Below are 12892 nucleotides of genomic sequence, written 5' to 3'. Positions count from 1 at the left end.
TCTAACGAGAGGTGCTCCCATGAATATTAAGCAGGAATTTATAGATGCGGTTTTTATGGGGAGAGAAATTGAATTCAGCTACTGTGGTCAGCATTATTTTGAAAGCAGACGCACCGAAACTGATTGGTTTATCTATTGTGAAGAAGAAAAATATACCCAGCATTTTTCTTCTCCGCAGGAATTGATTAAAAATACGATGCTACAAAAGGTTAATATCAATGAGATATGGGAGCATATCATCATTGATTGTATATTATGAGTACTTTGCATCGTTCACCTTCTTGGTATCATGCCATGGAAGCAGAAAAGAATCCCTGCACCGGAAAGGTGCAGGGATTCTTTCGTCGTTCAGCCAAGCTCCGGGCGCTGCAGGACCTTTTGCAGCTGCGCCAGGAAGCCGTCCACGTCGGCCTGGGTGGTGGCGAAGGAGGTGACGAGGCGGACGGCGGTATGGTGTGCGTCGGGCTTGCTCCAGAACTCATAGGTGCACAGGCGGTCCAGCGCGGGGAGAAGCCCGTCGGGCACCAGAGGGAAAATCTGGTTGGAGGGGGAGGGGGAGAGCATGGGAACGCCCAGCCCGGCCAGCCCCGCCTGGAGCCGCTGGGCCATGGCGGTGGAATTGCGGCCCAGCTCCCAGTAGAGGCCGCCGCGCAGCAGCGCGTCGAACTGCACGCCCAGCAGCCAGCCCTTGGCCAGCACCGCGCCGCGCTGCTTCTTCACCCGGAAGAAATAGGGCTGGAGCTGAGGATTCACGATGACCAGCGCCTCGCCCATCAGCGCGCCGTTCTTGGTGCCGCCGATGTAGAACACGTCGCACAGCCGGGCCAGGTCCGGCAGCGTGAGGTCGTTTTCCCCGGAGCCGAAGGCGGCGGCCAGCCGGGCGCCGTCCAAAAAGAGGTAAAGGCCGTTGGCCCTGCAGCACTCGGAGAGGGCGGTCAGCTCCGCTTTGGTATACACGCCGCCGGTCTCGGTGGCGTCGGAGACGTAGACCAGCCGGGGGAGGGTCACGTGGTCGTTTCCGCCCTCCTCCACGATGGGGAGGACATGGGCGGGAGTCAGCTTGCCGTCGGGGCCGGTCCGGGCCAGGAGGAGCTTGTGTCCCGCGGCCTCCACCGCACCGCCCTCGTGGCCGTTCAGGTGGCCGGACCGGGCGCAGATCACGGCCTCCCAGGGGCGGAGAAAGGCGGCAACGGCGGTGAAATTGGCCTGGGTGCCCCCCACCATGAACTGCACGTCGGCCCGGGGGCAGGCGCACTGCTCCCGGATGAGGTCGGCGCAGCGCGCGCAGTACTCGTCGGCCCCGTAGCCGGTGACATGGGCCCCGGCGGTGGCGCATACCGCCGCGAGCACGTCGGGATGGGCGCTCTCGGAGTAGTCGTTGCGGAAGTTGTACATGATGTTCACCCCATATAAAAGTGCACGTCAAACAAGCCGTGTCCCCGCGCGGGCCGAAACGGAGCGCGGGGACACGGCTTGCCGCGTATGACTTAGAATTTAAAGGAATCCTTCAGCGATACCGACCGGTTGAAGACCAGCTGCCCGGGCCGGGAGTCCCTGCTGTCCACGCAGAAGTACCCCAGCCGCATGAACTGAAAGGAGGCGGGGGCCTGCGCGCCGGCCAGGCCGGCCTCCACCTTGGCCCCGGTGAGGACCTCCAGGGAGGCGGGGTTGAGGCAGTCCAGGAAGTTCTTGTCGCCCCCGTCGGGCTCCGGGTCGGCAAAGAGGTTGTCGTACAGCCGGACCTCCGCGTCCACGGCGGTGGCGGCGTCCACCCAGTGGATGGTGGCCCCCTTCACCTTGCGGCCGTCGGAGGGGTCGCCGCCGCGGGAGTCGGGGTCGTAGGTGCACAGCACCTCGGTCACGTTGCCGTCCGCGTCCTTCACGCAGCCGGTGCAGGTGACGAGGTAGGCCCCCTTGAGGCGGCACTCGGGGCCGCCGGGGTAGAGCCGCTTGAACTTGGGCACCGGGGTCTCCAGGAAGTCGTCCGCCTCAATATAGAGGGTGCGGGAGAAGGTAATCTCCCGGGTGCCGTCCTCGGGACGGTTGGGGTTGTTCTCAACGGTGAAGGTCTCGCTCTGGCCCTCCGGGTAGTTGGTGACGGTGAGCTTAATGGGCCGCAGCACCGCCATGACGCGCCGGGCGGTCTCGTTCAAATCCTCCCGCAGGCAGTGCTCCAGAAAGCCGAACTCCACGGTGGAGGCGGCCTTGGCCACGCCGTTGCGCTCGGAGAAATTGCGGATGGACGCGGGGGTGTAGCCCCGGCGGCGCAGGCCGCAGAGGGTGGGCATACGGGGGTCGTCCCACCCGGAGACACGCCCCTCCTCCACAAGCTGGCGCAGCTTGCGCTTGCTCATGACGGTATAGTTGATGCCCAGCCGGGCGAACTCGATCTGCCGGGGCTTGGCGGGCACAGGGCAGTTCTGGATGACCCAGTCGTAGAGGGGGCGGTGGTCCTCAAACTCCAGGGAGCAGAGGGAGTGGGTGATGCCCTCCAGCGCGTCCTCCAGGGGATGGGCGAAGTCGTACATGGGGTAGATGCACCACTTGTCCCCCTGGCGGTGGTGGTGCATATGGTTGATGCGGTAGATGACCGGGTCGCGCATATTGAAGTTGCCGCTGGCGAGGTCGATTTTGGCCCGCAGGGTCATGCGCCCGTTCTCAAACTCGCCGTTTTTCATCCGCTCGAAGAGGTCCAGGGACTCCTCCACGGGCCGGTCCCGGTAGGGGGAGGTGGCGGGGGTGCCCACGTCGCCCCGGTGGGCCCTGAACTCCTCGGGGGTCAGCTCGCAGACGTAGGCCAGGCCCTTTTTGATGAGCTCCACGGCGTACTCGTACATCTTATCAAAATAGTCGGAGGCGAAGTAGAAGCGGTCGCCCCAGTCGAAGCCCAGCCAGTGGATGTCCTCCTTGATGGCCTCCACGTACTCCACGTCCTCCTTGGTGGGGTTGGTGTCGTCCATGCGGAGGTTGCACAGCCCGCCGTACTTCTCGGCGGTGCCGAAGTCGATGATGAGGGCCTTGCAGTGGCCGATGTGGAGATACCCGTTGGGCTCGGGCGGGAACCGGGTGTGAACCTGCATACCTTGGAACCGGCCACCCTGGGCGATGTCCTCGTCGATGAAATCATGGATAAAATTCTGGGCCATGGCGGGCTTCAGTTCTTCTGGCATTTCTTTCACTCCTTCGTTTAATAGAACCTTCATATTTTACCCCGTGGTGGGAGAAATTGCAATGGGTAAAGGCATTTTTTGCGCCGGCGGGCGGAGAAAGGGAAAATAGAAAACGGATTGACAGAATATAAACTTTTATGGAAATATATGTTGCGAAATCTGCGCGGATGAGCTAGAATGTGTGTAACCGGATCACATGGGCAGACAGATATCTGTCTGTTGTCTTTTGCGAAGCAAAAGACAATGTGTGCTATCTAAAATAGAGGAGGAAAACAGGTATGAAAAAACGATTGCAGAAGACACTGGCGATCATCCTGACGGCGGCGCTGCTGCTGTGCTGTCTGCCGGGGGCTTTCGCGGCGGAGGGCTTTGCGGACATGCCGGACGACTGGTCCACCCGGGCGCTGGAGCGCGCGGTGGAGAACGGCCTGCTCCGGGGCAGCGAGCGGGACGGAGCGCTTTGGCTGCGCCCCGGCGACGCGCTGACCCGCGCCGAGCTGGCCGCGGTGGTGAACCGGGCCTTCGGCGCGGAGAAGGCGGCGGAGCTGACCGGCGTGGCCGACGTGGCGGCGGATGCCTGGTACGCCGCCGACATGGGGAAGGCCGCGGCCATGGGCACCTTCAAGGTAGACGCGGCCATGCGGCCCGAGGCGCGCATCACCCGCCAGGAGGCGTTTACCGTCCTGGCCCGGGCGTTCCACCTCTCCGCCGGGGACGGCAAGGCGCTGGACGCCTTCCAGGACGGCGCGCAGGTGGCCGACTGGGCCCGCGCGTCCGTCAGCGGCCTGGTGGAGGCGGGCTGCGTCTCCGGGTCCGGGGGACTGCTCTCGCCCACGGCGGAGATCACCCGGGCGGAGTTTGCCCAGATGATGGACAATATGGTCAAGCGCTACATATCCGCGCCCGGCGAGGTGACGGACCTGGGCGACGGCAGCGTGCTGGTGAACACGGCGGGCGTCACCCTGAAGGACACGGCGGTGAAGGGCGACCTGATCCTGGGCGACGGCGTGGGCGACGGGGAGGTGACCCTGGACGGCGTGACCGTGGAGGGCCGCCTGCTGGCCAGAGGCGGCGGCGCGCACTCCATCATCCTCACCGGCTCCACCAAGGTGGGCGAGGTCGTGCTGGCCCGCCGGGACGGCCAGCTCCGCCTGCGGGTGGAGAAGGGCGCCGCGGTGGACGCGGTGCTGATCCCCGACGGCTCGGACGCCGTGACCGTGGTGGGCGAGCTGGGCAGCCTCACCCTGGCGGCTCCCGGCGTGACGGTCAACGCCGTGGGCGCGGACATCGGCAAGGCTGAGATCACCGGCGAGAAGGCCGTGCTGGTGGTGGAGAAGGACTCCAAGGTCCAGACCGCCTCCGTGGCGGAGAGCGCCGAGGGCGCGCAGGTGGTGGTGGCCGGTCAGGTGAAGAGCGTGACCGTGGAGGCCCCCGCCGCCGCCGCCGTGGCAAGAGAGGGCGGCAAGGTGGACCAGGTGACCCTGACCGAGAAGGCCGAGGGGGCCACCGTACAGGCCGACAAGGGCGCGGCCATCCAGTCCGTCACCTCCAAGGCGGACGGTGCGGCCATCCAGGGCGAGGGCAAAATCGCCAGCGCCAAGGTGGAGGGCGACAACAACAGCGTGAACACCGTGGGGACCAAGGTCACCGTGGATAAGAACGCCGAGGGGACCAAGGCCAACGATCAGACGCTCAAGGGCGGCAGCACCTCCACCACCACCGAGAGCGGCGCCAAGCCCTCCACCGGCACGGGCGGGGGGAGCTATGTCCCGCCGAGCTGGGACGGCACGAGCGTGAAGGAAGTCACCCCCGTGGAGGGGGTCTACACCGTATCGAGCGCGGAGGAGCTGGCCTGGGTGGCCGCCCAGGTGAACAGCGGCACAGAGACCTTCAAGGACAAGACCGTCAGGCTGGGCGGGGATATCGACCTGAACAACCAGAACTGGACCCCCATCGGCAACGGAGACCACGCCTTTGAGGGCAGCTTCGACGGCAATGGAAAGACCGTGGAGAACCTGTCCATCACCAGCGACGCGGAGTACGGCCATCTGGCCCTCTTCGGCCGGGCGGCGGGCACGGCGGAGCGGCATGCCGTCATCAAGGACGTGACGGTCTCCGGCACGGTGGCCAATGAGTATGTGTTTGACAAGGACCACGACGACAACGGCAGGTACACCGCCCTGGTGGTGGCCGAGGGCATTTTCATCGACCTCAGCGGCGTTACGGCCAGGGGCGCGGTCAGCACTTCCTGCCGCACCGCCGGCGGCATCGCGGGCATGATCCGCGTGGAAGGGTCCAAGGGACAGAATGTCGGCAGCATTCAGGACTGCATGAACTTCGCCTCCGTCAACGGTAAGGACCAGGTGGGCGGCATCGCAGGCTATACGCGGACAAACGGCACCGGCTATCTGACCGTGGAGCGCTGCGGCAATGAGGGCAGCATTGCTGCTGAAGCGTATGCGGGCGGTATTACCGGCCTGTCCGGCATGACCTCTTTTGACCGGTGCTACAACAAGGGCGCGGTGGCCGGCGCGGTGGCCGGCGGCATCGTGGGTACGCTGAACAGCGGCATCGACGAGAAGGTTTTCGTCGCCAACTGCTACAATTTAGGCGCGGTGGACGGCCTGCACTCCGCGGCGGGCGGCATTCTGGGCGCGGACGCCACAGGCGGTGGACTGGTTCAGTACTGCTACAGCACGGGCGCCGTTACGACGACAAACGAGCGCGAGGGCAAAACCACCAGCGCGGGGATTTACGGCTCCACCGGCGGCAATCTGTCCACAAGGTTCCGGAATAACTATTACCTTTCCGGGACCGCCGATTTCGGTGCGTGCTCGGGCTATGTGCTGTCCGGCGGGTCCGGTGCGATGCTGACCGGCGCGGCGGATATCGCCGGACAGTTTGAGGCCAAGACGGCGGAGGAGCTCAAGAGCGTCGGCCTGGCCGTGGCCCTCAACAACGGCGATATGACGGACGCGGCGGCGTGGCGGACCGTGGCGGAGAGCAATCCCGTTCTGGCCTGGGAGAATGTCCCCGGCGCGGAGCTTCCGGTTCCCCAGCCCTGGGACGGGACCAGTGTGGATACAAGCTGGTATAACGATACCGATTCTGCGTTCAGCATCAGTACCCCCGAGCAGCTGGCGGGGCTGGCGCGGCTTGTAAATGGGGGCAACACCTTTGAGGGGAAGACCATCACCCTGACCGCCGCCATCAATCTGGGCGGACACGGGTGGACGCCCATCGGGTCGGGCGACATATTCAGTCCTTCACAGGCAAAGCCGTTCAGCGGCGTCTTTGACGGCGGCGGTTACAGCATTGTGGGACTTTCCATTACCAGAGAAGAGTATGGAGAGACACCGGCCGCGCTTTTCGGATACGTCAGGGCGGCGGCGCTTAAAGACCTCTATGTGGAGGGCGAGCTGTCGGGTAAATTCCTGGCCGCCGCCGGACTGGTGTGCTATGCTGAGAAAGTGTCGCTGACCGGGTGCGGATTCGGCGGAAGTATTGCGAACCTGACGGTCCCGTCTGACAACGACAACCTGGGCAGTATGGCCGGTGGTTTGATCTGTTTGGCAGTAGATGAGACCACCATAGAGCGCTGCTGGAACCAGGCGTCTGTCAGCGGACAGAGTGTAGCTGGAATCATTACAGCCTGTGCTGTGGCCGAATATAACGCTGCTATTCACATTACCGACTGCTACAACGCAGGCGCGTTGTCAGGCGAAATTGCGGGCGGAATTATGGCAAGCACCGATAATGCCAATGAGTTAGTTACAACCCTCAAACACTGCTTTAATTATGGAGGCATCACAGTGGGCGAGGATGCGGCGTCAAATTTTGGGGCGGGCATGATTGCGGTGCCCATGGACGGTGTCCTGTGCACAGGGTGCTATACCAGAAGCGGTGCAATCACAGGAAACAATAAATTTGGGCCGGAATCAGATCTGACCATGGACGAAGACCTGAAAGTAACGGAAATTAGCAGTGAGCAATTTATAGATTTGTCCAACCTCTCCGGTTTTTCCGCCGAAATCTGGGAACTGAAAACCGGCGCGGATTATCCTACGCTGAAATAAAAACGGAGACCGTCAGTGAAATGAAGGAGGTATTCCCATGAAACACACAGGAAAGGCCCTCGCACTGTTCCTTGCCCTTACCCTGGCAGCATCCCTTCTCGCAATTCCATCCTTCGCCGCCTATGTGCCGGAAACGCCGTCGGCAGACGGGTGGGACGGAGAGACCTACTCCGTGCCTGTGATTTCCGACCGTGAGATTACGATTGCCACCGCAGAGGAGCTGGCCTGGGTGTCGGCCCACTCCAGAGGGGCGGACACCGATAACGCGGACATCCCCGCCGCCTTCTCCGGTTACACGCTCAACGTAACGGCGGACGTCGATCTCAATCATCAAGCGTGGACGCCGATTGACAACTTCCACGGTACCTTCAAGGGCGTGCCGGCAGACGCGGGTGAGGGCGGGTACGTTACCATCTCCAACTTTACCGTCTCCGCCGCCGGCGACTATGCGGGGTTATTCGGCAACATCAACTTTGGCGAGAGCGCCGGGACCCCGGTTTTCCAGAACATCTGCCTTACCAACGTGGAATTGACCGGCGAGCGGTATCTGGGCGCGCTGGTTGGACAGGGGTACACTGCGCGGATTACCAACTGCCACGCAAAGGACGTCACGGTGACGGGGAACCAGTATGCCGGCGGGCTGGTCGGGTCCGGGTACTGCACGATGACAGACTGCACGGTGGACGGCGCCGTTATCACCGCGACAAAAAAGACCACCACCGTTGACGGGGACAACGTGGGCGGTATGATCGGCTTCCTCGGCGAGGGGAACATCACGCTTTCCGGGTGCACCGTCAGCAACAGCTCCGTCACCGCCACCCGCCAGGCCGGCGGGGTGGCCGGCGTCATTCTGTATGGGAACAGCGTCGTGGACTGCCGGGCAGTCAATACCCAAGTCCATACGACAAACACCACCTCCCAGTTCCTTGCAAGGATTACGAAGTCCGGCCCTGCGGCCGGCGGTATCGTGGGCGAGGCCACCTGCGGCGGCAACACGGCAATTACCATCTCCGGCTGCACGGTGGACAGCGACTGCGCAATCACGAGCGCGGCGGGGACGTACCCTGTGGGCGGTATCCTCGGATATGCCAAGAACTACAGCGCCGCTGCGCTTACGATGAGCGGCAACACATACCCTAACGGCTATGTCGAGGCGCGCACCGCCTATTAAGGCACAGCAGACTGAAAAGCAGAGAGCGGGGCGGACCATCTGGTCCGCCCCGCTCTGTTTGTCTGGTATGGCTTACATTCCTTCCGCCCGCGCCGGCAAGAGACCCGCAGCATGAAAGGCTCACCGGCGCAGGAACTCAAAGAAGGCGAAGATGATGGAGATGACGGTCAGCACGGACACAATGAGCTGGGACAGGTTGGTGGCATACTCCGCCTGCGCCGGGTCCAGCACGCCCAGCACCAGGTAATAGACCGTCCAGATGAGGCCCACCACCAGGCAGAAGGCGGTGAGAAATTTCAGCGCGGAGGAGATATGCCGCTTGAGCTTGTCCGCCGCCTCCACCTGCCTGGGCGTGTAGCTGGGGCGGGAGAGGTACTTCACGAGTCCGAACAGAAAGCCCACCGTGACCCCGGCGGTGAGGGTGGCGGCAAAATTGCGCAGGATATCCAAGCGTTCCACCTCTTTCACATGATGCCCCTGCCCCGGCGGAGCTCACAGCCCCCACGGGCGGGGAAGGGCGGCGGCGGGGCCTCCCGCCGTCAGCCCACGTGCCCGGCGAGAAATTCCTCCACCGTGCCCCAGTAGAGCTCCGGGTCGACGGCGGCGGCCTGGGCGTGGGCCGCGCCGGGGACAACCAGCTTCTCTTTCTCACAGGCGGCGGCCCCGTAGACCGCGTCCAGCATCCAGAAGGGGACGAAGGTGTCCGCGTCGCCGTGGATGAAGAGGGTGGGGGTGACGGATCTGGCCACCTGGTTTACCGCGCTGGCCTCCCTCATGTCCCAGCCCGCCCGGAGCCGGGTCACCAGATTGGTGACGTCCAGAATGGGGAAGGCGGGCAGGCCGAACAGCTCCCTGAGCTGCCCGGCGAACTCGTCCCAGGCGGAGGTATAGCCGCAGTCCTCCACGACGGCCCTCACATTGGCGGGGAGGTCCGCCTCCCCGGAGGCCATCATAACGGTGGCGCCGCCCATGGAGATACCGAAGAGGACAATCTCCGCCAGGGGGTCCTGGGCGGCAATCTGAGCGCACCAGTCCACAATATCCCGCCGCTCCGGCCAGCCCATGCCGATATAGTCCCCGCCGCTGAGGCCGTGGCCCCGGGCGTCGGGGGCCAGGACGGTATAGCCCATGTCGTGAAACCGCCGGGCGAAGCCGCCGGTCTGGGAGGCGTTGGACTGGTAGCCGTGGCAGACCACGGCGTAGCGGTGGGGCTGCGCGCCCTCCACCCGGTAGGCGTGGAGGGCGAGGCCGTCCCGGCTGGTGAGGGAGACGTCCTCCGCGTTCTCCACCAGCCACAGGTTGTCGCTCTTGGTGGCCCCGTCTCCGGAGGTGCCCGCGTCGCTGCCCACCACGTCGGCGGTGGGGGCGAAGGCGGCGGGGGAGCGGGGATTGAGGGCGAAATTGTAGAAGTAGTTGCCCACAAGGGCCAGGACGGCGGCGGCCAGGACCGCCAGGAGCACCAGGACGGCGGCCAGCACCCTGGGCCAGAGGCGTTTTCCGGGCGTTGATCCGGTTGTTCTCATGAAAAAGGTACCTCGCGCTTCTTTAAATATTCAAAACACAGCATTGGTTCATCCGCGCCGCCGCGGCGTTAACGGGCGTGCGCAGAAACGGCGGGCCGCCCGGCCCGCGGCGGGAGGGCGCTAACGGTCATACTCCAGCAGGCCGCCGCACTTCGGGCAGTGGAGCGTCCCGCTGCGGGACCACTGTGGGACCGCACCGCCCCAGCCGCAGCGGGGGCAGCGCAGGGCTAGAAACTTGACGCACAGAAAGCCCGCCAGGCTGAGTATGTCCAGGGCGATCATCCAGGGCCGGGGCAGCAGGCAGGTCAGCAGGAGGCCGGCGCAGAAGACCGCCACGAGTATGACGCAGAGCCTGGCCCAAAACCGGGACATTTTTCTCATATCACGACACCACGTTAATGGGCCTTCCCCCGAAGAACGCCCGGATATTCCCGGCCAGGAGGGAGACGAGCCGGCGGCGGGTCTCCAGGCCCTTCCAGCCCATGTGGGGCGTGAGGATGACGTTTTCCATCGTGTAGAGGGGGCTGTCCTGGGCGGGGGGCTCGGTCTCCTGCACGTCCAGTCCCGCGCCCGCGATGGTCCCCGCCCGGAGGGCCGCGATGAGGGCGGCCTCATCCACCAGCGCGCCCCGGGAGGTGTTGATGAGGAAGGCGGTGGGCTTCATCCGGGCCAGGCTGTCCGCGCCGATGAGGTGCCGGGTCTCGGGGGTGAGGGGACAGTGGAGGGAGAGGTAGTCGCTGCGCCTGAGCAGCTCCTCCATGGGGACATAGCGGATGCCCCCGGCGTCCGGCCGGGGGGTGCGGGCCCAGCCCAGCACCTCCATGTCCAGGGCCTGGGCCGCCCGGGCCACCGCCCTGCCGATGTTGCCCGTGCCCACAAGCCCCAGGGTCTTGCCGTTGAGCTCCACATGGTCCACCTTCAGACAGTCGGTAAAATTGCTGCGGTCCCCCCGGGCGAGCATGGCGAGCTGGGCGCCCATGGAGGAGGAGAGGTTGAGCATCAGCATCAGTGCGGTCTGGGCCACCCGCTGGGTGCTGTAGGCGGGGATGTTGCACACGGTGATGCCCTTGGCCCGGGCGGCGTCCATTGCGAGGTTGTTGTACCCGGTGCCCGCCTCGCAGATGAGCTTCACCGAGTCGGGGAACCGGGAGAGGAGGGAGGCGTCAATGACCAGTTCCTTGGTGACCACCACCGCGGCCCCCCGGATGCGCTCCAAAATCTGCTCCGGCGCGCTGTCGGGGTAGACGGTCAGATCGGGGGAGAGCTGGGATAGGTCCAGCCTCCCGTCGTAATCCATTTTGGCGGCGTTGAGCACCACCGTTTTTTGATTCATAAGTTAAATACCTCCGGGCGTGATATGATTTCCGTAAAGTTATCATAACAGCCCGGGGCAAAAAGTCAATAAATAACGAGTGAATATTAGTCATTGACTTTTGTTCAGCGCCGGTTTATACTGACGGAGAGGTGAGAAGAATGCCGCGGATATCAAAGCCGCCGGAGGAGCGGCGGCAGGAGATTCTGGACACGGCCATGCGGCTGTTTACCGAGAGGGGCTACGAGGAGACCTCCATGGCCGATATCGCCAGGGAGATGGACGTGGTGCAGGGGCTGTGCTACCGCTACTTCGACTCCAAGCAGAAGCTCTTTCACGAGGCGATGGGCCAGTATGTGCGGGAGTGCTGCGCCGCCGCCCTGCCCATCATCCACGACCGCGGCCGCACCATCGCGGCGCGGATGGACGCCATGGCGGAGCTGACCCTGGCGATGGAGCTGCCCGAGGCCGGGCCGGGCCGGGGAGAGCGCCGGGAGGGCCGGAGAGAGGAGCGGGCCGAGCGCCGGGACCAGCGCCGGGGCCGTCCGGAGGGGGAGGACCCCAGCCGCCGGTTTGACGGCCGCGCCCGCTACCGGGAGTTTTACCACCGCCCGGAGAACCGCGCCATCCACGACCGGCTCAGCATGCAGATGTGCGACTATCTCCTGCCCCATGTGGCGGAGGAGTTCCGGGACGCCTGCGCCCGGGGGGAGCTGCGGCTGGAGCACCCGGAGGTGACGGCCAGTTACCTCCTCCACGCCCAGGTGGGGCTGATGGGGGAGGGGGAGACCCCCATGGAGGCGCGGGTCGCCCTTCTGCGCCGATACGCCGAGCTGATTTTGAACGACCGATGACCACGCCCCGGCGCGGCTGAGCCGCGCCGGGGTAAAAACCGGCAAATGAGTGAACGAGATTCAATGAACGAAATTCAATAAAGGAGTATGGATTATGAACGACTACCAAGAGAAATCCCGCAGGGCCTTTGACGGGCAGGCCGCGGACTATGACACGGGCCATTTCGGCGATCACGCCCGGAAGCTCTACGGCGTGCTGCTGTCACAGGTGATGCAGATTCCCCACGCCGCGGTGCTGGATCTGGGCTGCGGCACGGGGGAGCTGCTCGCCCGCTTTCTGGAGCAGGCGCCGAAGGCCCGGTGCGCCGGGCTGGACCTCTCGGAGGGGATGCTCTCCGTGGCCCGGGAGAAGCTGGGAGACCGGGCGGAGCTGGTCCGGGGGGACGCGGAGCGGCTCCCCTTCGGCGACGGCGTGTTCGACGTGGTGCTGTGCAGCGATTCCTTCCACCACTACCCCGATCCCCGGGCGGTGCTGGCCGAGGTGTCCCGGGTGCTCAGCCCCGGCGGGGTGTTCCTCCTGGGGGACTGCACCGCGCCCGGCGCGGTCCGGGGGCTGATGAACCTGCTGCTGCCCCTCAGCCGTGAGGGGGATGTGCGTCTCTACGGCCGGAAGGAGCTGCGCGGCCTGCTGGACGCGGCGGGCTTCCACGGCGGGGAGTGCCGGAAAATCGACGCCACCAGCCTGCTGGCCTGGGGCATCCGGTAGCGGTGAACGGCGAAAAGGGGAGGAACCGGGCGTATTTACCCGGTTCCCTCCCCTTTTTTGGACGTGTTTTCCGAAGAAAT

The 12892-nt window shown here is 64.5% G+C and carries 11 protein-coding genes; 5 read left to right on the top strand and 6 right to left on the bottom strand.

The window, feature by feature from the left end; genetic code table 11:
* Positions 1–19: 19 nt before the first annotated feature.
* Positions 20–259: a hypothetical protein gene (locus tag H8S62_RS11115; RefSeq protein ID WP_186919368.1), complete on the top strand. Its 240-nt coding sequence runs from the start codon at positions 20–22 to the stop codon at positions 257–259.
* 89 nt (positions 260–348) lie between these two features.
* Here the strand turns inward: H8S62_RS11115 and H8S62_RS11110 are convergent, their stop codons facing one another.
* A complete protein-coding gene (locus tag H8S62_RS11110) occupies positions 349–1395 on the bottom strand; it encodes a threonine aldolase family protein (protein WP_155149601.1) in 1047 nt (348 codons plus the stop codon).
* 92 nt (positions 1396–1487) lie between these two features.
* A complete protein-coding gene (locus H8S62_RS11105) occupies positions 1488–3170 on the bottom strand; it encodes a glutamine--tRNA ligase/YqeY domain fusion protein (RefSeq protein WP_186919366.1) in 1683 nt (560 codons plus the stop codon).
* A 278-nt stretch (positions 3171–3448) separates the two neighbouring features.
* On the opposite strand from H8S62_RS11105, the gene H8S62_RS11100 reads away from it, so the two are divergent.
* Positions 3449–7246, top strand: coding sequence for an S-layer homology domain-containing protein (locus H8S62_RS11100; protein WP_186919364.1), 3798 nt, complete (start codon positions 3449–3451; stop codon positions 7244–7246).
* A gap of 37 nt (positions 7247–7283) precedes the next feature.
* Positions 7284–8417: a GLUG motif-containing protein gene (locus tag H8S62_RS11095; RefSeq protein ID WP_186919362.1), complete on the top strand. Its 1134-nt coding sequence runs from the start codon at positions 7284–7286 to the stop codon at positions 8415–8417.
* A gap of 120 nt (positions 8418–8537) precedes the next feature.
* On the opposite strand, the gene H8S62_RS11090 is transcribed toward H8S62_RS11095, so the two are convergent.
* The 4 genes from H8S62_RS11090 to H8S62_RS11075 all read right to left on the bottom strand — a co-directional run bounded on the left by H8S62_RS11090 (position 8538) and on the right by H8S62_RS11075 (position 11273).
* The gene (locus H8S62_RS11090) at positions 8538–8885 is read right to left on the bottom strand and encodes a transporter (RefSeq protein ID WP_155149592.1); all 348 of its coding nucleotides are present in this window, start codon (positions 8883–8885) and stop codon (positions 8538–8540) included.
* Positions 8886–8956: 71 nt separating this feature from the next.
* Positions 8957–9940: an alpha/beta hydrolase gene (locus tag H8S62_RS11085; protein WP_186919361.1), complete on the bottom strand. Its 984-nt coding sequence runs from the start codon at positions 9938–9940 to the stop codon at positions 8957–8959.
* 120 nt (positions 9941–10060) lie between these two features.
* Complete coding sequence (locus H8S62_RS11080; RefSeq protein WP_155149588.1) at positions 10061–10321, bottom strand: hypothetical protein; 261 nt, start codon at positions 10319–10321, stop codon at positions 10061–10063.
* A 1-nt stretch (position 10322) separates the two neighbouring features.
* The gene (locus H8S62_RS11075; protein WP_186919359.1) at positions 10323–11273 is read right to left on the bottom strand and encodes a 2-hydroxyacid dehydrogenase; all 951 of its coding nucleotides are present in this window, start codon (positions 11271–11273) and stop codon (positions 10323–10325) included.
* Positions 11274–11413: 140 nt separating this feature from the next.
* Between H8S62_RS11075 and H8S62_RS18090 the strand changes: the two genes are divergently transcribed.
* Together H8S62_RS18090 and H8S62_RS11065 are read left to right on the top strand one after the other, a co-directional pair.
* On the top strand, positions 11414–12106 hold the full coding sequence (locus H8S62_RS18090) for a helix-turn-helix domain-containing protein (RefSeq protein WP_243141934.1): 693 nt from the start codon (positions 11414–11416) through the stop codon (positions 12104–12106).
* Between the two features lie 94 nt (positions 12107–12200).
* Complete coding sequence (locus tag H8S62_RS11065; RefSeq protein WP_186919357.1) at positions 12201–12812, top strand: class I SAM-dependent methyltransferase; 612 nt, start codon at positions 12201–12203, stop codon at positions 12810–12812.
* Positions 12813–12892: the final 80 nt, after the last annotated feature.

It is taken from the genome of Lawsonibacter faecis, from assembly GCF_014287675.1.
Classification (GTDB): Bacteria; Bacillota; Clostridia; order Oscillospirales; family Oscillospiraceae; genus Pseudoflavonifractor; species Pseudoflavonifractor faecis.
The sequence above is the reverse complement of the archived record's forward strand: the minus strand, read 5'-3'. Positions and strand labels throughout refer to the sequence as shown.

What these genes read in the sequence shown, in the direction of transcription:
- H8S62_RS11110 (WP_155149601.1), bottom strand. Translation starts at nt 1,395, where the DNA reads ATGTACAACTTCCGCAACGACTACTCCGAGAGCGCCCATCCCGACGTG.
- H8S62_RS11115 (WP_186919368.1), top strand. Translation starts at nt 20, where the DNA reads ATGAATATTAAGCAGGAATTTATAGATGCGGTTTTTATGGGGAGAGAA.
- H8S62_RS11065 (WP_186919357.1), top strand. Translation starts at nt 12,201, where the DNA reads ATGAACGACTACCAAGAGAAATCCCGCAGGGCCTTTGACGGGCAGGCC.
- H8S62_RS18090 (WP_243141934.1), top strand. Translation starts at nt 11,414, where the DNA reads ATGCCGCGGATATCAAAGCCGCCGGAGGAGCGGCGGCAGGAGATTCTG.
- H8S62_RS11085 (WP_186919361.1), bottom strand. Translation starts at nt 9,940, where the DNA reads ATGAGAACAACCGGATCAACGCCCGGAAAACGCCTCTGGCCCAGGGTG.
- H8S62_RS11075 (WP_186919359.1), bottom strand. Translation starts at nt 11,273, where the DNA reads ATGAATCAAAAAACGGTGGTGCTCAACGCCGCCAAAATGGATTACGAC.
- H8S62_RS11095 (WP_186919362.1), top strand. Translation starts at nt 7,284, where the DNA reads ATGAAACACACAGGAAAGGCCCTCGCACTGTTCCTTGCCCTTACCCTG.
- H8S62_RS11105 (WP_186919366.1), bottom strand. Translation starts at nt 3,170, where the DNA reads ATGCCAGAAGAACTGAAGCCCGCCATGGCCCAGAATTTTATCCATGAT.
- H8S62_RS11080 (WP_155149588.1), bottom strand. Translation starts at nt 10,321, where the DNA reads ATGAGAAAAATGTCCCGGTTTTGGGCCAGGCTCTGCGTCATACTCGTG.
- H8S62_RS11100 (WP_186919364.1), top strand. Translation starts at nt 3,449, where the DNA reads ATGAAAAAACGATTGCAGAAGACACTGGCGATCATCCTGACGGCGGCG.